Origin of the sequence: Sphingobium fuliginis (genome assembly GCF_004152845.1) — a bacterium.
GTDB classification, from domain to species: domain Bacteria; phylum Pseudomonadota; class Alphaproteobacteria; order Sphingomonadales; family Sphingomonadaceae; genus Sphingobium; species Sphingobium fuliginis.
In genome coordinates this window covers 236040-255732 of the sequence record NZ_SEON01000002.1, presented here as the reverse complement: position 1 = coordinate 255732, position 19693 = coordinate 236040, and the positions used below count along the sequence as shown (strand labels likewise).

General features: G+C 67.2%; 20 protein-coding genes. 11 read left to right on the top strand and 9 right to left on the bottom strand.

Annotated elements, in window-relative coordinates:
* Positions 1 to 109 precede the first annotated feature (109 nt).
* Positions 110 to 1483 (bottom strand): alanine/glycine:cation symporter family protein, encoded by a 1374-nt coding sequence (locus EWH10_RS06135; RefSeq protein ID WP_044661663.1) that lies wholly within the window; start codon positions 1481 to 1483, stop codon positions 110 to 112.
* 89 nt (positions 1484 to 1572) lie between these two features.
* Here EWH10_RS06135 and glmM point away from each other — a divergent pair, with 89 nt between their 5' ends.
* The 5 genes from glmM (at position 1573) to EWH10_RS06110 (ending at position 5345) form a co-directional block, all read left to right on the top strand.
* The gene (gene glmM, locus EWH10_RS06130; RefSeq protein ID WP_025551139.1) at positions 1573 to 2913 is read left to right on the top strand and encodes a phosphoglucosamine mutase; all 1341 of its coding nucleotides are present in this window, start codon (positions 1573 to 1575) and stop codon (positions 2911 to 2913) included.
* A 123-nt stretch (positions 2914 to 3036) separates the two neighbouring features.
* Positions 3037 to 3261, top strand: coding sequence for a DUF1272 domain-containing protein (locus EWH10_RS06125; protein WP_044661664.1), 225 nt, complete (start codon positions 3037 to 3039; stop codon positions 3259 to 3261).
* Complete coding sequence (gene thiD, locus EWH10_RS06120) at positions 3258 to 4019, top strand: bifunctional hydroxymethylpyrimidine kinase/phosphomethylpyrimidine kinase (RefSeq protein WP_044661665.1); 762 nt, start codon at positions 3258 to 3260, stop codon at positions 4017 to 4019. Before EWH10_RS06125 ends, thiD begins: the two co-directional genes overlap by 4 nt.
* A complete protein-coding gene (locus EWH10_RS06115) occupies positions 4012 to 4611 on the top strand; it encodes a ribonuclease HII (protein WP_025551133.1) in 600 nt (199 codons plus the stop codon). Before thiD ends, EWH10_RS06115 begins: the two co-directional genes overlap by 8 nt.
* Positions 4612 to 4703: 92 nt before the next feature.
* Positions 4704 to 5345: a L,D-transpeptidase family protein gene (locus EWH10_RS06110; protein ID WP_229742465.1), complete on the top strand. Its 642-nt coding sequence runs from the start codon at positions 4704 to 4706 to the stop codon at positions 5343 to 5345.
* Positions 5346 to 5420: 75 nt separating this feature from the next.
* Here the strand turns inward: EWH10_RS06110 and ahpF are convergent, their stop codons facing one another.
* The 3 genes from ahpF to betI all read right to left on the bottom strand — a co-directional run bounded on the left by ahpF (position 5421) and on the right by betI (position 8538).
* Entirely contained in the window at positions 5421 to 7001 is a 1581-nt protein-coding gene (gene ahpF, locus EWH10_RS06105) for an alkyl hydroperoxide reductase subunit F (RefSeq protein WP_044661666.1), read from the bottom strand.
* A gap of 203 nt (positions 7002 to 7204) precedes the next feature.
* Complete coding sequence (gene ahpC / locus EWH10_RS06100) at positions 7205 to 7768, bottom strand: alkyl hydroperoxide reductase subunit C (protein ID WP_013040906.1); 564 nt, start codon at positions 7766 to 7768, stop codon at positions 7205 to 7207.
* Positions 7769 to 7899: 131 nt separating this feature from the next.
* Complete coding sequence (gene betI / locus EWH10_RS06095) at positions 7900 to 8538, bottom strand: transcriptional regulator BetI (protein ID WP_044661667.1); 639 nt, start codon at positions 8536 to 8538, stop codon at positions 7900 to 7902.
* A gap of 128 nt (positions 8539 to 8666) precedes the next feature.
* Between betI and EWH10_RS06090 the strand changes: the two genes are divergently transcribed.
* On the top strand, positions 8667 to 9134 hold the full coding sequence (locus EWH10_RS06090; RefSeq protein ID WP_044661668.1) for a hypothetical protein: 468 nt from the start codon (positions 8667 to 8669) through the stop codon (positions 9132 to 9134).
* 71 nt (positions 9135 to 9205) lie between these two features.
* On the top strand, positions 9206 to 9445 hold the full coding sequence (locus EWH10_RS06085; RefSeq protein ID WP_025551125.1) for a hypothetical protein: 240 nt from the start codon (positions 9206 to 9208) through the stop codon (positions 9443 to 9445).
* 116 nt (positions 9446 to 9561) lie between these two features.
* Here the strand turns inward: EWH10_RS06085 and EWH10_RS06080 are convergent, their stop codons facing one another.
* The 4 genes from EWH10_RS06080 to EWH10_RS06065 form a co-directional block, all read right to left on the bottom strand.
* On the bottom strand, positions 9562 to 10089 hold the full coding sequence (locus tag EWH10_RS06080) for a CarD family transcriptional regulator (RefSeq protein ID WP_025551124.1): 528 nt from the start codon (positions 10087 to 10089) through the stop codon (positions 9562 to 9564).
* A 280-nt stretch (positions 10090 to 10369) separates the two neighbouring features.
* Positions 10370 to 10708 carry a ferredoxin FdxA gene (gene fdxA / locus EWH10_RS06075; protein ID WP_025551122.1) on the bottom strand — a complete coding sequence of 113 codons (339 nt, stop codon included), beginning with the start codon at positions 10706 to 10708 and terminating at the stop codon, positions 10370 to 10372.
* Positions 10709 to 10912: 204 nt separating this feature from the next.
* Entirely contained in the window at positions 10913 to 11209 is a 297-nt protein-coding gene (locus EWH10_RS06070) for an RNA-binding S4 domain-containing protein (RefSeq protein ID WP_044661669.1), read from the bottom strand.
* Entirely contained in the window at positions 11202 to 13847 is a 2646-nt protein-coding gene (locus tag EWH10_RS06065; RefSeq protein WP_229742462.1) for a helicase-related protein, read from the bottom strand. Before EWH10_RS06065 ends, EWH10_RS06070 begins: the two co-directional genes overlap by 8 nt.
* 473 nt (positions 13848 to 14320) lie before the next feature.
* On the opposite strand from EWH10_RS06065, the gene EWH10_RS06060 reads away from it, so the two are divergent.
* Positions 14321 to 15850 carry a M23 family metallopeptidase gene (locus EWH10_RS06060; protein WP_025551597.1) on the top strand — a complete coding sequence of 510 codons (1530 nt, stop codon included), beginning with the start codon at positions 14321 to 14323 and terminating at the stop codon, positions 15848 to 15850.
* Between the two features lie 36 nt (positions 15851 to 15886).
* The gene (locus EWH10_RS06055; protein WP_025551598.1) at positions 15887 to 16684 is read left to right on the top strand and encodes a nucleotidyltransferase family protein; all 798 of its coding nucleotides are present in this window, start codon (positions 15887 to 15889) and stop codon (positions 16682 to 16684) included.
* A gap of 68 nt (positions 16685 to 16752) precedes the next feature.
* Here EWH10_RS06055 and EWH10_RS06050 read toward each other — a convergent pair whose 3' ends face one another.
* Positions 16753 to 17094 (bottom strand): ArsR/SmtB family transcription factor, encoded by a 342-nt coding sequence (locus tag EWH10_RS06050; protein ID WP_025551600.1) that lies wholly within the window; start codon positions 17092 to 17094, stop codon positions 16753 to 16755.
* 290 nt (positions 17095 to 17384) lie between these two features.
* Between EWH10_RS06050 and EWH10_RS06045 the strand changes: the two genes are divergently transcribed.
* The gene (locus EWH10_RS06045) at positions 17385 to 18509 is read left to right on the top strand and encodes a site-specific DNA-methyltransferase (protein WP_025551601.1); all 1125 of its coding nucleotides are present in this window, start codon (positions 17385 to 17387) and stop codon (positions 18507 to 18509) included.
* 43 nt (positions 18510 to 18552) lie between these two features.
* Positions 18553 to 19674, top strand: coding sequence for a dihydropteroate synthase (gene folP, locus EWH10_RS06040; RefSeq protein ID WP_044661671.1), 1122 nt, complete (start codon positions 18553 to 18555; stop codon positions 19672 to 19674).
* The last annotated feature ends 19 nt before the right edge of the window (positions 19675 to 19693 follow it).

Here is a 19693-nt window from a genome sequence, read left to right as displayed (position 1 = left end):
TCTCGCTCGAGGGAGAGGGGTAAGGTGGGTGTCCGATTCCTTCCCACATCATGCGGGCTGGCGAGACTTGAATTTGTCCGTGCAGGACCGCGGCTTGCTGAAATCGATTTTAATCCTCTTCGGGCGCGGCGAGATAGGCCCGCACGTCGCGTCGCAGTTCGCCCGCGCAGAGGTAGAGGGCGATGACATTGGGGATCGCCATCAGGAAGAAGCTGCTGTCGACGATGCCGACCACGCGGCCGAGGTCGATGGCGGCGGCGGGGGGCAAGGCGACGATATAGAGGATCTTGTAGGTCCATTGCGCCCGGGGACCGTTGCCGAACAGATAGCCCCAGGCCTGAAGCCCGTAAAAGCCCCACGCCACCAGCGTCGAATAGGCGAACAGCACCACGACCACCGCCAGCAGCCAGGGGAAGGAGGGCGAAACCTGCGCGAAGGCGGCGGAGGTGATGGCGATCCCCTCCAGCCCGCCATTCCATGTGCCCGCCACGACCAGCGCCAGCCCGCCCAGCGCGCAGACGATCATCGTGCCGAGCAGCGGTTCCAGCAGGGCGACCAGCCCCTCCGACACCGGATGCCGCACCCGCGCCAGGCTGTGCGCCATCACCGCCGATCCCACGCCCGCCTCGCTGGCGAAAACGGCGCGCCGCATGCCCGCGACGAAGGCGCCCACCGCGCCGCCGGTCGCGGCCTGCCCGCTCCATGCGCCGTGCCAGATGTCCGCCAGCGCGCCCGGAATGGCGGCAGCGTGGAGGATCAGCACGGTCGCGACGCCGATCAGATAGACCGCGACCTTGAGCGGCGTCAGCCGCTTCGCCACCTCGCCCAGCCAGGCCGCGCCGCCCAGCGTCACCAGCGCCACCGCGCCGGCCAGCATCGTGCCATAGGCCCAGCCATTGGCGAAGCCGGTCACCACCTTCACCTGCGCGAAGCTCTGGTTGACCTGCACCATGGGGATCGCCCCGAACAGCGCGAAAAAGGCGTAGAAGCCGCCCAATATCAGCCCGATCTTCGGCCAGCCGCGCGCCGCGCCCACCGCCTTCAGCACATACATCGGCCCGCCATGCACATGGCCCTGCGCGTCGAAGACGCGATATTTGAGGCCCAGCGTCACTTCCGCCATCTTCACCGTCATGGCGAACCAGCCGATGATGAACATCCAGAGGATCGCGCCCGGCCCGCCCATCGTCAGCGCGACCGCGACGCCCGCGATGTTGCCGAGGCCGATGGTGCCCGACAGCGCCGTCGACAGCGCGCCCCACTGGCTGACGTCGCCCTTCGCCTCGCCCGCATGCGGCTGCGCCCTGAGGATGCGGAGCGCCCGGCCCACCGCGGTCAGGTTGGGAAAGCCGAGCCAGAGGGTGAAGAACAGCATCGGCAGCGCCAGATAGAGCACGATCAGCTCGATCTGCGCGCCGAGCACCGGCACCTTCATGAAGACCGCGCCGGAAAGGGCGTCGACCGCTGCATTGAATCCGTCCATTCGCAAGGGGATGGCCGGTCCTTGCTGGAAAGTCGAACAAAGATTGCTATGGGAAGCATGAGAGCTTCACCGCGGGGCGGGCAGGGACGATGAGCAGGAAATATTTCGGTACGGACGGCATTCGCGGGCGCACCAACCAATGGCCGATGACCGCCGAACTGGCGATGAAGGTCGGCATGGCGGCGGGCAAGCATTTCCAGCGCGGCACCCATCGCCATCGCGTGGTGATCGGCAAGGATACGCGGCTGTCGGGCTATATGGTCGAAAATGCGCTGGTCGCCGGGTTCACGGCGGTCGGCATGGACGTGGTGCAGTTCGGGCCGATCCCGACGCCCGCCGTGGCGTTGCTGGCCCATTCGATGCGCGCCGACCTGGGCGTGATGATTTCGGCCAGCCACAATCCCTATTTCGACAATGGCATAAAATTATTCGGTCCGGACGGCTACAAGCTGTCGGACGAGGATGAGCTGAAGATCGAGGCGATGCTGGACCAGCAGATCCCGCTGGCCGCGTCGCAGGACATCGGCCGCGCCCGCCGCGTGGAGGATGCGCGCGGCCGCTATATCCATGCGGTCAAGTCCAGCTTTCCCGCCGATCTGCGGCTGGACGGGCTGAAGATCGTGGTCGATTGCGCCAATGGCGCGGCCTATCAGGTCGCCCCTTCCGCCCTGTGGGAATTGGGGGCGGAGGTGGTGGCGATCGGCGTCACGCCCAACGGCATCAACATCAACGACCAGTGCGGATCGACCGCGCCGCTGCTGTTGCAGGAAACGGTGGTGTCGTCGGGCGCCGACATCGGCATCGCGCTGGACGGCGATGCCGACCGGCTGATCGTGGTGGACGAGCATGGCGCGATCGTCGACGGCGACCAGATCATGGCCCTGATCGCGGGCAATTTCGCGAAGGCGGGGATGCTGCGCGGCGGCGGGCTGGTGGCGACGGTGATGTCGAACCTGGGGCTGGAGCGGTTTCTGGCCGGGCAGGGCATGGCGCTGGAGCGGACCAAGGTGGGCGACCGTTATGTGCTGGAGCGGATGCGCGAGGGCGGCTTCAATGTCGGGGGCGAGCAGTCGGGGCACATGATCCTGTCCGACTATGCAACGACCGGCGACGGCACGATGGCGGCGCTGCAGGTGCTGGCGGCGCTGGTGCGGTCCGGCAAGCCGGCGAGCGAGGTGTTGCACCAGTTCGATCCGGTGCCGCAATTGCTGAAGAATGTGCGCTTTTCCGGCGGCAGGCCGCTGGAGCATGAGGATGTGCGGAAGGTGATCGCGCAGGCGGAGGCGGAGCTGAACGGGTGCGGGCGGCTGGTGATCCGTCCGTCCGGCACCGAGCCGGTGATCCGGGTGATGGCGGAAGGCGACCGCGAGGAGCAGGTCAGGGACGTGGTGGAGCGCATCTGCGACGCCGTGGCGAAGGCGGCGGCGTGACGGCGTTGCGTTGCGGTTGTCCTTGCGGATATGGCGCTGCCTTTCCGGCGCGTCCGGGCCGGGGGAGGCGGCGGGAGATGGGTTCCCGCCTGCGCGCGAACGACGGACGGAGGGCGATCGTCCATGCTTGAGATGCGGCCCGATTGCGAACGCTGCGGCGTCGATCTGCCCGCCGACGAGCCGGGGGCGTTCATCTGTTCCTTCGAATGCAGCTTTTGCGCGCCCTGCGCGGAGGCGCTGGACGACCGCTGCCCCAATTGCGGCGGGGAGTTGATGGACCGGCCGACGCGGGTGGGGGATGCGTTGAAGCGGCATCCGGCTTCGGCGGAGCGGCGTTTCAGGGGATGAGCATCGCCCGCATCCTGATCGTCGCCGGGTCCGACAGCGGCGGCGGGGCCGGCATCCAGGCCGACATCCGCGCCGTGACGCTGTTGGGCGGCCATGCCATGACGGCGATCACCGCGATCACCGCGCAGAACACGCTGGGCGTGCAGGGCGTCCATCCAGTGCCGGCCGACATGGTGATCGCGCAGATGGAAAGCGTGATCGGCGACATCGGGGTCGACGCGGTGAAGATCGGCATGATCGGATCGGCGGAGACGGCGGCGGCGGTGGCCGAGCGGCTGGCGGCGCTGGAAGGCGTGCCCATCGTCTTCGATCCGGTGATGGTGGCGACCAGCGGTTCGGCGCTGGCCGATGAGGCGACGGTGGCGGCGTTCGAGCGGCTGATGGCGCTGGCGGCGTTGGTGACGCCCAATATTCCGGAGCTGGAGGCGCTGGGCGGGGAGGAGATCGCGGTCCGCTTCGCGACGCATGTGCTGGCCAAGGGCGGCCATGGCGAGGGGCCGATGCTGACCGACCGGCTGATCGGGCCGGGCGGCGTGGTGAAGGCCTGGAGCAATGCGCGGATCGACACGCGGCACAGCCATGGCACGGGCTGCACGCTGGCCAGCGCGATCGCGACCGGGCTGGGGCAGGGACGGGACATGATCGACGCGATCGAGCGGGCGCGCAAATATGTGCGGGAGGCGCTGGCGCTGGCGCCCGGCCTTGGCGGCGGACATGGGCCGATGGGCGCGCCGTTCGGATTTCATGACCATGCCTGATTTCGCCCATGAATTGCGGCATCATCCGGGGCTGGTCGCCGGGGTGGACGAGGCCGGGCGGGGGCCGCTGGCCGGGCCGGTGGTGGCGGCTGCGGTGATCCTGCGGCGGGAGGATTGCCCGGACGGGCTCAACGACAGCAAGCAGCTCAGCGCGGCGAAGCGGGCCGTGCTGGAGGGGGAGATCAAGGCGCGGGCGCTGTGCTGGGGCCTGGGGGTCGCTTCGGTCGAGGAGATCGACAGCCTCAACATCCTCTGGGCGACCATGCTGGCGATGACGCGGGCGGTGGAGGCGCTGACCCATGACTGCGCGCATGTGCTGGTGGATGGCAATCGCTGTCCGCAATGGCGCTGGGCCTCGACGGCGGTGGTCGAGGGCGACGCCAAATGCCTGTCGATCGCGGCGGCATCCATATTGGCGAAGGAGGCGCGCGACCGGATGATGATCGAGGCGGCGGCGGCGCACCCGCATTATGGCTGGGAAAGCAACAAGGGCTATGGCAGCGCCCGGCATCTGGCCGCGCTGCGCGAGCATGGGCCGACGCCGCTGCACCGCAGGAGCTTTGCGCCGGTCGCGCAGTTGAGCCTGCTTTAGGGACGCGCCGGGGCGGCGACCGTCCCGATCCGATACCGATGTGAGGCCGCCGGGGGCTGGCGCTGCGCCGTCTTATGGTTAAGAAGGTGTTTATGCGCGCCTTTCTGACCTTCCTGCTGTTGCTGACCTGTGCGGTGGCGCCGCCGGCCGGGGCGCTGGAGGCGCTGGGGCCGGGGGGCTATCGCTGGCTGGAGGAGGGGCCCTTTGCCGGGCCGCTCTATCTGGTCATCAGCATCGAGCGGCAGAGGGTGCATGTCTATGACGGCGACCGGCTGGTCGGGGTCGCCAGCGTGTCGACCGGCATGAAGGGGCATCGCACCCCCACCGGCGAGTTTCCGGTGTTGCAGAAGCGGGAATGGCATCGGTCGAACCTCTATTCCAACGCGCCCATGCCCTTCATGCAGCGGCTGACCTGGGACGGGATCGCGCTGCATGCCGGGCATAATCCCGGCTATCCGGCGAGCCATGGGTGCATTCGCCTGCCCCAGGCCTTTGCCCGCAAGCTGTTCGGGATGACGCAGATCGGCACGCTGGTCAGCGTGACGTTGGACCGGCTGAGCCCCGCGCTGATGGTGGATGCGCTGGTGGTGGGCGATCCGGGGAGCGCGGTCGCCACCTTCACGCCGCAGGCGCCGGTCGTGCTGGCGCAGCGCGACGATGCGGGGGTGGGAGCGGGCGCGCCGATGCTGGAGGTCGATCCGGGGATATTCCGGCTGAGGTTGATGCGGCGTTAGGGGGCCTTCAGATGGGGCAGGAAGGCGGCGGGTTCCTGCGAGACCCCGCCGCCTTCCTGTTTTCCGGCATTCCGATCAGGCCGCTTCCGCGGTTTCCTCCGTCGCGGGGAGGCGGATGAGATAGTCGAAGGCGGACAGCGCCGCCGTCGATCCGGCTCCCATGGCGATCACGATCTGCTTGTAGGGCACGGTCGTGCAGTCGCCTGCCGCGAAGATGCCCGGCTGGCTGGTTTCGCCGCGCGCGTCGATCTCTATCTCTCCGCGCGGGGAGAGGGCGATCGCGTCCTTCAGCCATTCGGTGTTGGGGACGAGGCCGATCTGGACGAAAATGCCCTCCAGCTCGACATCATGCTCCGTGCCGCCGTTGCGGTCCTTGTAGCTGAGGCCGGTCACTTTCTCGCCATTGCCGTCGACCCTGGTCGTCAGGGCCGAGGTGATGATCCTGACATTGGGCAGGCTGGCGAGCTTGCGCTGGAGCACGGCGTCGGCGCGGAGCTGGCTGTCATATTCGATCAGCGTCACATGGGCGACGATGCCGGCGAGGTCGATCGCCGCCTCCACGCCGCTGTTGCCGCCGCCGATCACCGCGACGCGCTTGCCCTTGAACAGCGGACCGTCGCAATGGGGGCAGTAGGCGACGCCCTTGTTGCGATATTCATCCTCGCCGGGCACGCCCATCTGCCGCCAGCGGGCGCCGGTGGAGAGGATGACGGTGCGGCCCTTGAGCGACGCGCCATTTTCGAGGACGACTTCGTGATAGCCGCCTTCGGCCCTGGCCGGGATCAGCTTCGCCGCCTTCTGGAGGTTCATGATCTCGACATCATAGTCCTTCACATGCGCTTCCAGCGCGGAGGCGAGCTTGGGCCCTTCGGTGCGGCTGACCGAGATGAAATTCTCTATGTCCATGGTGTCGAGCACCTGGCCGCCGAAGCGTTCCGCCGCGACGCCGGTGCGGATGCCCTTGCGCGCCGCGTAGATGGCCGCCGCCGCGCCGGCGGGGCCGCCGCCCACCACCAGCACCTCGAACGGGTCCTGGGCCTTGATCTTCTCCGCCGCGCGGGCCGCCGCGCCGCTGTCGATCTTCGCGACGATCTGCTCCAGCTCCATGCGGCCGCTGGCGAAGGGTTCGCCGTTCAGGAAGACGGTGGGGACGGCCATGACCTTGCGCGCGTCGACCTCTTCCTTGAACAGCGCGCCGTCGATGGCGGTGTGGCTGATGCGCGGGTTGAGCACGCTCATCAGGTTCAGCGCCTGCACCACGTCGGGGCAGTTCTGGCAGGAGAGCGAGAAATAGGTTTCGAAGGCGAAGTCGCCGTCAATATCCCTGATCTGCTGGATCAGGTCCTGCGCCGCCTTCGACGGATGGCCGCCGACCTGGAGCAGCGCCAGCACGAGCGAGGTGAATTCATGCCCCATGGGCAGGCCGGCGAAGGTGACGCCGATGTCCGTGCCGGTGCGGCGGATCATGAAGCTGGGGACGCGGCTGGCGTTACCGGCGGCGATCGTCACCTTGTCCGACAGTTCGGCGATCTCATCCAGCAGCGTCTTGAGTTCGCGGCTCTTGGGGCTGTCGTCCAGCGATGCGACCAGCTCGATCGGCTGGGTGATGTTCGCCATATAGGCCTTGAGCTGGGCCTTCAGATTTGCGTCCAACATCTTCGGTCTCCTTGGGTTGGGCGCGCCTATCCGGGGCGCGGCTATATGTTCGCCGGAACGGTGCGACCCGAAGGTCCGGCGGTGTTTGCGATGATGCGATTTGACTTCGTCGTGCTCCTGCGAAGGCAGGAGCACGCGGCATGCAGAGGCGCTGCCGGATCAGGGAGGAACTCGACCCGATCCGGCAGACGCCTTTCAGGTCTTCAGATCTTGCCGACGAGGTCGAGCGACGGAGCAAGGGTCGCTTCGCCTTCTTCCCACTTGGCCGGGCAGACTTCGCCGGGGTTGGCGGCGACATATTGCGCGGCCTTGACCTTGCGGAGCAGTTCGGTCGCGTTGCGGCCGACGCCTTCCGAGGTGATTTCCATGAACTGGATCACGCCTTCGGGATCGACCAGGAAGGTCGCGCGGTCGGCAAGGCCCACGCCCGGGCGCATCACGTCGAAATTATTGGTGATCTGGCCCGACTGGTCGCCCAGCATGTAATAGTTGATCTTGCCGATGGCCGGCGAGGTGTCGTGCCAGGCCTTGTGGCTGAAATGCGTGTCGGTCGACACCGAGTACACCTCTACGTTCAGCTTCTGCAGCGTCGGGTAGATGTCGGCCAGATCCTCCAGCTCCGTCGGGCAGACGAAGGTGAAGTCGGCGGGGTAGAAGAAGAAGACGGCCCACTTGCCCTTCACGTCGGCGTCGGTCACGTCGACGAACTTGCCTTCCTTGTAAGCGGTGGCCTTGAACGGCTTGATGGTCGTGTTGATAAGCGCCATGGGCTTTCCAGTTCCTTTTTAGGGGGTTGCTGTTGCCCGACCCATGTAGGGAAAGCGCAGGGCGCCGTGAAATTGGTTTTATCGACAAGGTTGATTGATAAAAACGATCACCGCCAGCTTCATTGATCGATCTAGCCGCTTCTCGGCTTTTGCAGGACGTAGTTCATCGCCTCCTCCAGCATGCCCAGCGCTTCCTCTATGGTGAAGGTGGAGGAGTCGAGGCACAGTTCCAGCCACAGGCCGTCGATCATCGCGGTAAGCCCGATGGCGGCGATGCGCGCGTCGGGACGGGGAATCTGGGGCGCCGCCTCGCGCAGCAGCACCTCCATGCGTTCGCGCCCGCCGCCATAGGTTTCTGCATGGGTGGCGGCGATGGCGGGATTGGTCTTGTTGAGGCTCCAGAAGGAAATCCAGGTCGCCAGCAGATCGGGGTCCAGCACGGGCGGCTGGAAGTTGGAGCGCAGATAGGCCCAGAGCCGTGCGCGGGGGCAGGAGCCGGCCTCCGCCACGGCGCGTTCCATGGCGGCGGCGACCTTTTCACCGACATCGCGATAGGTGGCCAGGATCAGCGCGTCGACGCCGTCGAAATAATGGGTGAGCAAACCGGCCGAAACCCCGGCATAGGCGCAGATCGCGCGGACGGAGGTGCCGCCCACGCCCTTTTCCGAAAGACAGCGCGCCGTCGCCTCGATCAGGGCCTGCCGCCGGACATCGGCGGATTCGCGAACGAACCGCGCCCTTTCCGGGCGCCCCTCAACCTTGTTCTCCATCTCTTTTCCCCGCCCATGATCCTGCCTTCCCGCCGCAGCCGCTGGCAAGCGGCTCCGCCCCCTGTCGGGAAATGGATCGAAGCCCCGCGTTCAGCGGTTTATCGGGTCAATTGCAAGGAGAAAGATGGATGAATCGTCGCAATCTGGGCCTGATTCTCCCGCTGATGGCGATGGGAGCGCTAACTTCCGGTTGCGCCAGGAGCGCCGACGAGGGCGGGGCCGCGAACAATGCCGCGCAGCCGGCCGATGTGGAGGCGATTGCCGAGCCGGATGCCGTCAATGCCGCCGCCAACGGGGCGGCGGGCCTGCCCACCGACGACTGGGTCGGGCGGTGGAATGGGCCGGAGGGGCTGTTCCTGGACATCCAGCCGTCGCCCGATGGCCGGCCCGGACATTATGCCATCGCCAATCAGGACAATCTGGACCGGCAGGGGGACTATCCCGGCGTGGCCGAAGGGGCGACGATCCGCTTCGTGCGCGACGGCAGGGACCTGAGCATTCGTCCGGGCACGGGCGCGGAAACCGGGTTCAAGGACCTTGCCGGCCGGCAGGATTGCCTGATCGTGCTGCCGGGCCGGGAGGGCTATTGCCGCTGATCCGGTCAGGAACCCGCCCGCTCGCTTGCGCATTTATGCCGCCGGGTGGCGTGAAGACGAGGAGGATTTCTATGGCGGATTATCAGGATCGTCCGGCGACGACCACGATCATCGAGAAGCGTGGCGGCGGCGGAACCATGGTGGCGGTTCTCTTGCTGGTCGTGGTCGTGGCGATTGCCGCCTTCTTCCTGATCAGCAGCCAGAGCCGGAAGGACAGCGCGGTCGAGAGCGCGGCCACGCAGGTCGGCCAGGCGGCGAGCGATGTCGGAGATGCGGCCAAGGACGCCGCGGGCGCCGCGAAGGGCGAATAGGACCGGCGCCGCACCGGCGGTTTCCCGCCGTTCATCCGGTTGGATTGCAAAAAAAGGGCGCCCTGTTCGGGGCGCCCTTAATTCAGGCCTGCCGTCGTCGGCTCAGCCGGATGTCGTCAGCCTTCCACCTTCGCATGCCGGGGTGCGGCTTCGTTGAGGATGCGCAGGATCTTCTTGAGCGCGCTCGGCTCGTCCGTTTCCTCCATCGCCGCGAGTTCGCGGGCGAGGCGGCTGGACGCGGCTTCGAAGATCTGCCGTTCGGAATAGCTCTGTTCCGGCTGATCATCGGCGCGGAACAGGTCGCGGGTCACTTCGGCGATCGACACCAGATCGCCCGAATTGATCTTCGCTTCATATTCCTGCGCGCGGCGCGACCACATGGTGCGCTTCACCTTGGGCTTGCCCTTCAGGGTTTCGACCGCTTCCTCCAGCGTCTTGTTGGAGGACAGCTTGCGCATGCCGACGCCCTCGGCCTTGTTCGTGGGCACGCGGAGCGTCATCCGCTCCTTTTCGAAGCGCAGGACATAGAGTTCCAGCTCCATGCCCGCAATCTGCTCCTTCTGCAGTTCTATGACGCGGCCAACGCCATGCTTGGGGTAAACAACATAATCACCTACGTCAAAGGACAGCGCCTTGGCAGCCATTTGAAACCTTTCCATGTCTTCGGGGGAGCGGTGGCATTCGCGTTGCAGGTGCGAAAAGGTGCACGAGCCAGGGGAAGCGCGGCGCCACCATCATAACATCAGGCATTTGTCTCCGTAGTGGACGCGACCATGTCCACCTGTTGGCGCCTATTTAGCAGATTCGTAACAAAATTGCCACCCCCGGACACAAAATCCGGGAGTGGCGGTGCAAATTAAACGCAACAGCTAGTCTTCAGGAGGATGTCGGCGGCGGTTCGCGACAGCCTTGCGGCGCGGCGCTTCAGCTGCCCGCGCCGGGCTCCGGCGAGAAGAATTTCTCCAGCTTGTTTTCGATGCCCTTCATCTCGTCGGCGTCGGCGGGGGCTTCGCCCTTGACGGTGATGTTGGGCCATTCGGCGGAGAATTTCGTGTTCAGCTCCAGCCATTTTTCCAGGCCGTTCTCCGTATCGGGCAGAATCGCCTCGGCAGGGCATTCGGGTTCGCACACGCCGCAGTCGATGCACTCGTTCGGATTGATGACCAGCATGTTCTCGCCCTCGTAGAAACAGTCCACGGGGCAAACCTCGACGCAATCCATATATTTGCAGCGGATGCAGTTATCGGTCACGACATAGGTCATGGGTCAGCACTCTTGGTAGGGAGACAATCGGCGCCCTGCTATGCGCGGTCGGCGCGAAGGTCAATGAGGATATTGTTGGGGCGCGGGTAGTGGGCTTTTTCCTGTCATTCCTGTGGAGACGGGGATTCATCTCCCCTGTCGATGAACTTGGGGCAATGTTGGGAGATGGGTTCCCGCCTTCGCGGGAACGACAAAGGCGGCCCTTCAGGCGCCGACCGTCAGTTCCTCATAGCAGGATTGGGCTTCGGGGGCGGGGCCTCGGCGGCCGGGGAGCTGGAGGATGCGGACGACCCGGACGCCGCTGGGATGGGGAAAGGTGATGAGGTCGCCGGCCCGCACCGGCGCGTGCGAGCGTTCGATGCGGCGGCCGTTGAGGCGGATATGGCCGTCCTCCGCCATTTTCTGGGCGACCGAACGGCTCTTTGCGAGGCGCGCGAACCAGAGGAACTTGTCGATGCGCAGGCTGGGGCCGTGGGCCGCGACCAGGCCCGCGTCAGCCATTGCGGCCCAGCAGTTCGGCAAGGCCCGCAAAGGCATGGTTGCCGGTGGGGGCAGGGCCGGACGAGGCGGCGGGGCGCGGCCCCCGGTCGTTGCGGGGCTTGCCCTGGGCGGGGGCGCCGCGCTTTTCGCGGCCCGGATGCTGCTGGTGCGTCCGCGCCTTCTGCCGGCCACGGAAGGCCCAATTGGGTCCGCCCTCCGCAGGCGCCTCCACGGCGCGGAAGCCCGCGAGGCGCATCAGTTGGAGGAAGGCGTCCTCCGACAGGCCGAGCGAGACGATCTGCGGGCTCTGCGCGGTGAAGGCCTCGTTCCTGGCGATGGCCTCATGCGCGGTGCGGGCCATGCGTTCGGCCATGTCGATGCGCAGCATCTGTTCGCCAAAGCCGCGGAAGCCGGCGATGCGGGCGCCCATCTGCTCAGGCTTTTCGCCGGCCGGGATCAGGGTGAGGCCGGGGCCGGGCAGGGGCAGGCAGGGCTTGCCCAGGCGCGCGGCCAGCAGGGCGGCGCGCCAGCGGGCGGCGCCGGGCTTCAGCAGGCCGGGATGATAGATGTCGAGCACGCCGATGTCGATGCCGGCGCGGCGCAGCAGATGGCGCTGATCCTTGTTGAGATGGCCGAGCGCCGAATCGAGTTCGGTGCGCGCGATGACGCCGCCGGCATCGGCAAGCTGGGCGAAGACGGCGCGGACGACGGCGGGGACTTCGGGGTCGGCGCTGCTGCCCACCATCCTGGTGAGGGGCAGCAGATGCTTTTCCTTCTGCGCGTCCATCCATGCGGCAAGGCGGGCCGCCACCTGCTTCTGCACATCCTGTCCCATTGCGAGGAGCGCGCGGTCCAGACGGATTTCCGGGGTCAGCAGCGCGGGGCCGCCGTGCAGCGTCGCCACCGGATCGCCCTTCCAGCTTATGCCGGGGGCCTGTCCTGCTTCGTCCATGAGCGCGAAATCGGTATCGGGTGCGCCCAGCAATTCGTCAGCCTTCACTCGCAATATCCTTCCAAGGCGCCGTTCAGCGGCCGCCAGCAGCATCTTCCTGTCCTGATGCCGGGTAGCGGGATCGACCGAGAAACGAAATCCGTCAAGTCGCCCGATCGTCTCGCCATCGACGCAGACTGTCCCGTCCTGTTCGATTTCGACCGGCAGATTGGCCGCGCTTTGGCCGATGTCCCTTAGCAGAACGGTGGTGCGCCGGTCCACGAAACGCTGCGTCAGCGCGGCGTGGAGCGCGTCGGAGAGCTTTTCTTCGAGGGCGCGGGTGCGCTCCGCCATTTCCGCCGGATGGGCGAGCCAGTCGGCGCGATGGGCGATGTAGGACCAGGTGCGGGCGGCGGCGATCCGGCCGGAAAGGGTGTCGATGTCGCCCTGAACCGAATCGAGTCGCGCAATCTGCTGGGCGAACCAGTCGCGGGGGATGTGGCCCGTCCCTTCGGACAGGAAGCGCCAGATGCGGCTGACGGCGCGGGCATGATGTTCGGCGCCCAGCTTCTGGAAATCGGGCAGGCCGCAGGCGGCCCAGAGCCGTTCGACCTGCTTCCTGCCGCGTGCCCGATCGATCACCAGCGGGTCGTCGGCGAGCCGCCTGAGCACGGCGAGGTCGACCGCTTCGGGCGCGGCGCGCAGTTCGGGGCGGTCGGGCTTCTGCTCCAGATCGGAAATGAGGTGATCCAGCCGGTCGGTGCGCGGCGTGCCGTTGCGCCAGAAAAGCTGCTCCACCGGCGGAAACCGGTGCGCCTCTATCGCCTCTATCTCTTCCGGCGTGAAGGCGGCGTCGCCATCCTCATGGCCCAGGCTGCCGAAGGTGCCGTCCTGGTGGTGGCGGCCGGCGCGCCCGGCGATCTGCGCCATTTCCGCGACGGTCAGGCGGCGGGTGCGGCGGCCGTCATATTTGCGCAGCGAGGCGAAGGCAACATGCGCGACGTCGAGATTGAGGCCCATGCCGATCGCGTCGGTGGCGACCAGATAGTCGACCTCTCCGTTCAGGAACATCTGCACCTGCGCATTGCGGGTGCGGGGCGAGAGCGCGCCCATCACGACCGCTGCGCCGCCCCGGAAGCGGCGGAGCATTTCCGCCACGGCATAGACCTCCTCGGCGGAGAAGGCGACGATGGCGGAACGCTTGGGCAGGCGGGAGAGCTTCTTCGCGCCGGCATAGCTGAGCGTCGAGAAACGCGGGCGGCCGATGATCTTCGCATCGGGGACCAGCGCCTTCACCACCCGGCCGATGCTGGCCGAGCCGAGGATCATCGTTTCCTCCCGGCCCCTGGCGCGCAGGAGGCGGTCGGTGAAGACATGGCCGCGTTCCGGATCGGCGCCGAGCTGGGCTTCGTCCAGGGCGACGAAGGCGTAATCCGCCAGCCCTTCGTTCGCGGTCCCGGCCTGCCGACCGATCGGCATGGATTCCGCGGTGCAGAGGAAATAGCGGGCGCCGGGGGGCACGATCTTTTCCTCGCCGGTGATGAGGGCGACCTGCGCCGGGCCCTTCATGCCGGCCACCCGGTCATAGACTTCCCGCGCCAGCAGGCGCAGCGGGAAGCCCATCATCCCGGAGCTATGGCCGCACATGCGTTCGACGGCGAGGTGGGTCTTGCCGGTGTTGGTGGGGCCCAGGACGGCGGTGAGGGGCGATCGGGCGAACTGGGCCATGGTCCCTGCTATGTCGGGCATGGATCGGGGAAGGGCAAGGGGAAAGGCCCGGGCGGGAGGTCGAATTGGGGTGCGCGGGTCTTGCGGGTGGGCCGCCGGCCTTGCGGCGGGGGTGGGGGTGGGAGATGGATCCCCGCCTTCGCGGGGATGACGGGGAGGGGGCGGGGATGAACGGAGGAGGCGGGGGTGACGGGGAGAGGCGGGGATGAGGGAGGAGAGGCGGGGATGACGGGACGAGCGGCCGGGATGAAGGGAGGAGACGCCGGCATGAAGGGCGGATAGGCCAGGATGACGGGGACGGAGGCGGGAAGGCGCCGGGGATTGGTCCGCCGGTCCTTTGCGGGGCACGGCCGGTCGCGGAAAAAGGGTTAAAAAAGGCGTGTTTATTTGACTTTAACCTTGTGCTTTTACAAAATTGCGGATGAACGCGCGGCGGGGGTCGGGCGATATTTGCCCCGGGGGCGTGTTTTACCGTGTTTCATGATGGTCAGATCAATGCCCAGCAGGGTGGCGCTTCCGCGTCCCTGTGGCTGACTGACTCGATCCGCAGGGCGGGACCGGCCGAGGATCGGCGCGACTGGCGGGAGAAGCTGCGCGACTGGGCCGAGGATGTGGAACTGGTTCCCGACCTTGGCCAGCGGGTGGGAAGTTTCACCTGGTTCCGGGGACTTGCGACCTGTTTCGGGCTGTGCGCGGCGGCGCTTTATCTGTCGCCGGGCTTTCATGCCCTGCCCGGCGCGCCGCAGCCGCTGATGCCGGCGAGGCAGTTCGACGAAGTGCGCAGCCAGATGATCATGCCGCTTGCCCTGGGCGCGGACAGCGGGCGGCGCATGGGGCCGACCGACGCGGTGCAGCCGCTGCGCGAGACGCCGGAGCGGCCGCAGATCGAATTGCGCGCGCAGATCGGCGGCAGCGATTCGCTGGGCCGGGCGCTGGCGCGGGCGGGCGTGAGCGGCGGCGACGTGGCGACGGTGACGAGCCTGGTGGCGGGCGACACCGGCGCGGGATTGAAGCCGGGCACGCCGCTGGACATCGTGCTGGGCCGACGGCCGAGCCGGGACGTGCCGCGGCCGCTGGACAGGCTGAGCTTCCGGGCGCGGCTCGATCTGGGGATCGAGATCGCGCGGGCCGGCGGGGTCCTGCAGGTGCAGCGGACGGCGATCCATGTGGACGAGACGCCGCTGCGCATCCAGGGCGTGGTGGGCGAGAGCCTCTATCGTTCGGCGCGGGCGGCGGGCGCGCCGCCCAAGGCGATCCAGAGTTTCCTGCGCGTCGTCGCGCAGCAGGTCGATCTCGGATCGATCTCGGCGGGGGACCGCTATGACATCGTCACCGAATATCGGCGGGCCGACACGGGCGACGTGGAGGTGGGCGACCTGCTGTTCGCCGGGTTGCACCGGGCGAGCGGGCGCGGCATCGACATGCTGAAATGGACGCAGGACGGGCGGACCCAGTGGTTCGAGGCGTCGGGCGTCGGCCAGCGGCGCGGCGTGCTGTCGGCGCCGGTGGCGGGGCGCATGTCGTCCAGCTTCGGCATGCGGCGCCATCCGATCCTGGGTTATACCCGCATGCATGCGGGGATCGATTTTGCCGCCCATTACGGGTCGCCCATCTATGCGGCGACGGACGGCGTGGTGTCCTATGCCGGGCGGCATGGCGGGCATGGCAATTATGTGCGGCTGGAGCATGGCAACGGCCTTGCCACCGGCTATGCGCATATGAGCCGCATCGCCGCGTCGCCGGGGCAGCGGGTGCGGCAGGGGCAGGTGATCGGCTATGTCGGATCGTCGGGCCTGTCGACCGGGCCGCATCTGCATTATGAGCTGTACCGGAACGGACGGACGATCAATCCGCTGTCGGTGCGGTTCACCACGACATCGCAACTGGCGGGCAGGGAGCTGGCGGCTTTCCGGCAGCGGCTGGTGCAGTTGAAGAGCCTGCGCATCGGCCTGCCCGTGCAGGTGGCGCAGAAGAGCGCGGCGCCGGCCGCGGCCGGGAAATAGCTTTTCGCGGGCGATTCCCTCCGCTAACGGGCGTGAATGAACGCAGCGGCTTCCGACATCACCGCGATCCTGCTGGCCGGGGCGCGGCCGATCCCCGATCCCCTGGCGGCGGCGGCCGGCGTGGCGGTCAAGCCGCTGGTGCCGGTGGCGGGGGAGCCGATGATCAACCGGCCGGCCCGCGCCCTGCTGGCGCATCCGGCGGTCGGGCGGCTGGTCGTGCTGACCCAGGCGCCGGAGCTGTTCGCCGCCGATCCGGCGACCGCCTGGCTGGCGGAGCATCCCGAAGTGCGGTTCGAAAGGAGCGGGGGCGGAATCGCTTCCTCCCTCATCGCCTTGCTGGACCGGGGGGACCTGCCCTTTCCCCTGCTGATGACGACGGCGGATCATGTGCTGCTGGACGGGGCCATGCTGGACCAGATGGTGCGCGAGGCATCCGGCGCGGACATCGCCGTGGCGATGGTCGAGCGCAGGACATTGCTGGCGCGCTATCCGGGGTCGCGGCGGACCTGGCTCAAATTTCGTGACGGCGGGTGGTCGGGGGCGAATCTCTTCTGGTTCGGCAGCGGCAAGGCGCGGCCGGTGGTCGCGCTGTGGCAGGAGGTCGAGCAGGACCGGAAGAAGGGGTGGAAGATTCTGTCCGCCTTCGGACCGCTGGCCCTGCTGGGCGCGGTGCTGCGGATTTCGACGCTGCGGGGCGGGATCGCGCGGGTGGGGCGGCGCTTCGGGATCGTGGCGCGCCTGGTGGCGATGGAGAAGGCGGAGGCCTGCATCGACGCGGACAAGCCGGACGACGTGGCGCTGATCGAGGCGATCCTGGCGGGGTCTGTGCGATAGAAGGGGTGTGTTCCTGCCTGCGCAGGAGCACCTAATTCCATTTCCGCATGTTGTTCCATGTTCGAAAGTCAGTAGGCGTCCAGTTCCTCCAGCGCGGTGAAACGCTGCGACCAGAGCGCGCCGTAGACCGCCATCCACTGCACGACGGGCGCAAGGCCCTTGGCGCGGGCGGAATAATAGGTTTCGCGCCCGGCGCGGCGGGCCGTCACGAGGCTGGCGCGTTTCAGCTTGCCGAGATGGCGGGACACCATGGGTTGCGATACGCCGGAAATGGCGGTGAGGGCGTGGACGCTCTGTTCCCCTTCGCGCACCAGATATTCCAGCAGGGCGCGCCGGGTGCCGTCCGACAGGGCCTTGAACAGTTCGTCGCAGGAGGCCGATCGATCCCCCTTTAAAATATGGTCGGTCATGGACGCGTTCATAATCATCGGGTTATCGATGGGTCAAGGTGAAGGCGGTTTTTACCCTGCCCAGCGGCGTTAACCAAAAAAACTTTGGGCCTGTTCTCCGCTGAGTCTTTTGAGTCACACTAGCCGATCTTGAGTCTTTAGAGTCGCTGTCGACTCAATATCTAGTGGCTACCCGGTTCGTTCTCCGTCATGTTAACCATTATGTGAGGCTTGAACCCTAAGTTGCTGATCTTGACGGCTGACTCCGGAGGACTCATCGCTGGGCCTCAGAAGGAAACGGGGGTCACGAAATGGGTGTCATGGAACGCGTCGCGCCGCGGCGGAAAAAGGCGGTTGCGCCCGTGGAGGTCGAGGCCGACCGCCTGCTGCGCGGCGACTGCATCGCGGAAATGGCGAAGCTGCCCGATGCGTGCATCGACATGATCTTCGCGGACCCGCCCTATAATCTCCAGCTTGGCGGCGACCTGTTCCGGCCCGAGGGCAGCCGGGTGGACGCGGTCGACAATGACTGGGACAAGTTCGATACGCTGGGTTCCTACGATCGTTTCACCAAGGCCTGGCTGCGGGAAGCGCGGCGCATATTGAAGCCGAACGGCACCATCTGGGTGATCGGCAGCTACCACAATATCTTCCGCGTCGGCACGGCGTTGCAGGACGAGGGCTTCTGGATCCTCAACGACATCATCTGGCGCAAGTCCAATCCCATGCCCAATTTCAAGGGCACGCGCTTCACCAACGCGCATGAGACGCTGATCTGGGCGAGCCAGGGCGAGGATGCGCGATATACGTTCAACTACAAGGCGATGAAGACGCTGAACGACGAGTTGCAGATGCGGTCCGACTGGGTGCTGCCGATCTGCGGCGGGCAGGAACGGCTGAAGCGCAACGGCACCAAGGCGCATCCGACGCAGAAGCCGGAGGCCCTGCTCTACCGCGTGCTGCTGGCCTGTACGAAGCCGGGCGACGTGGTGCTCGATCCCTTTTTCGGCACCGGGACGACGGGCGCGGTGGCCAAGCGCCTGGGCCGCAGGTGGATCGGCATCGAGCGCGAGGACGATTATATCGAGGTCGCGCTGGAGCGGATCGAGGCGGCGCTGCCGCTGGACGAAAGCGCGCTGACCATCATGCAGACGGCGCGGCAGCAGCCCAAGGTGGCGTTCGGCACGCTGGTCGAGACGGGCTATCTGCAGCCCGGCGCGGTGCTGACGGATTCGAAGCGACGCTGGCAGGCGGTGGTGCGGGCGGACGGATCGCTGTCGGTGGGGGCGGATACCGGCTCGATCCACAAGATGGGCGCGACCTTGCAGGGTGCGCCGAGTTGCAATGGCTGGACCTTCTGGCATTGCGAGGTGGAGGGCGTGCTGAAGCCGATCGATGCGCTGCGGCAGACCTATTTGCTGGCGAACGAGCCTTAACGATCCCGGATTCCTTTCCGGCTCTGGGCGACGGAGTTTGAAGATGTTGCCACAGCTTCCTGCCGATGCGCGGCTTTACCTGCGCCCCATCTGGTTCGTGCCGTCGCCCGTCAGTCTGGCCGACGGGTCGGCGGCGCGGATGGGCAATGGGTTGCTGTGGTTCCAGGCTTATGAGCTGACGGCGCGGAAGGACGGGCGGCGCGTGGCGCGGGCGACGGTGCCGGTCGCGGAATTTGCCGACGCCATTGCGGGGCTGCCCGATGCGCTGGCGGAGCGGGCGCAGCGGCTGGCGGCCAATATCTCTGCGCAGCGTCCGCCCCTGGTGCTGGGGGAACGCACCATCCGGTTCGACGCGCCGCAGGTGATGGCGATCCTGAACATCACGCCGGACAGCTTTTCCGACGGCGGCAGGCATATGGACGATCCGCAGGCGGCGGCCGATGCGGGCTTCGCCATGGCGGCGGCGGGGGCGGCGCTGATCGATGTGGGCGGCGAATCCACCCGACCCAGGGCGCCGCGCCTGTGGGAAGGGGATGAGATCGCCCGCGTCGTGCCGGTGATCGAAAGGCTGGCGGCGGCAGGGGTTCCCATGTCCATCGACACCCGCAAGGCGGCGGTGATGGAAGCCGCGCTGGCGGCGGGAGCGGCGGTCGTCAATGATGTGAGCGCGCTGCGGCATGATCCCCGCGCCATGGAAGTGGCGGTTGCGGCGGGGTGCCCCGTCATCCTGATGCATGCGCCGTCGGCCGGGGACGATCCGCACGACAATGCCGGGGGTTATGGCGATGTCGTGGCCGATGTGTTCGACATGCTGGAGGCGCGGGTGGACGCCTGTCTGGCGGCGGGGGTGCCGCGCGGGAAGATCATGGTCGATCCGGGATTGGGCTTCGGCAAGTCGCTGGGCGACAATCTGGCGCTGGTGAACGGGCTGGCGACGTTGCAGGGGCTGGGCGTGCCGCTGCTGTTCGCGGGCAGCCGCAAGCGCCTGATCGGGGCGCTGTCGAACGAGGCGCCGGCGGCGGAGCGGCTGGGCGGATCGGTGGCCCTGGTCTTTCGCGCCGCTGAACTGGGCGCGCAGATGGTGCGGGTGCATGATGTCGCGGAAAGCGTTCAGGCGCTGCACCTTTGGCGCGGTCTGGCGGATGCGGGCTTGGGCGCGGTTTAGAGCATCGTGCGGAGAAAGG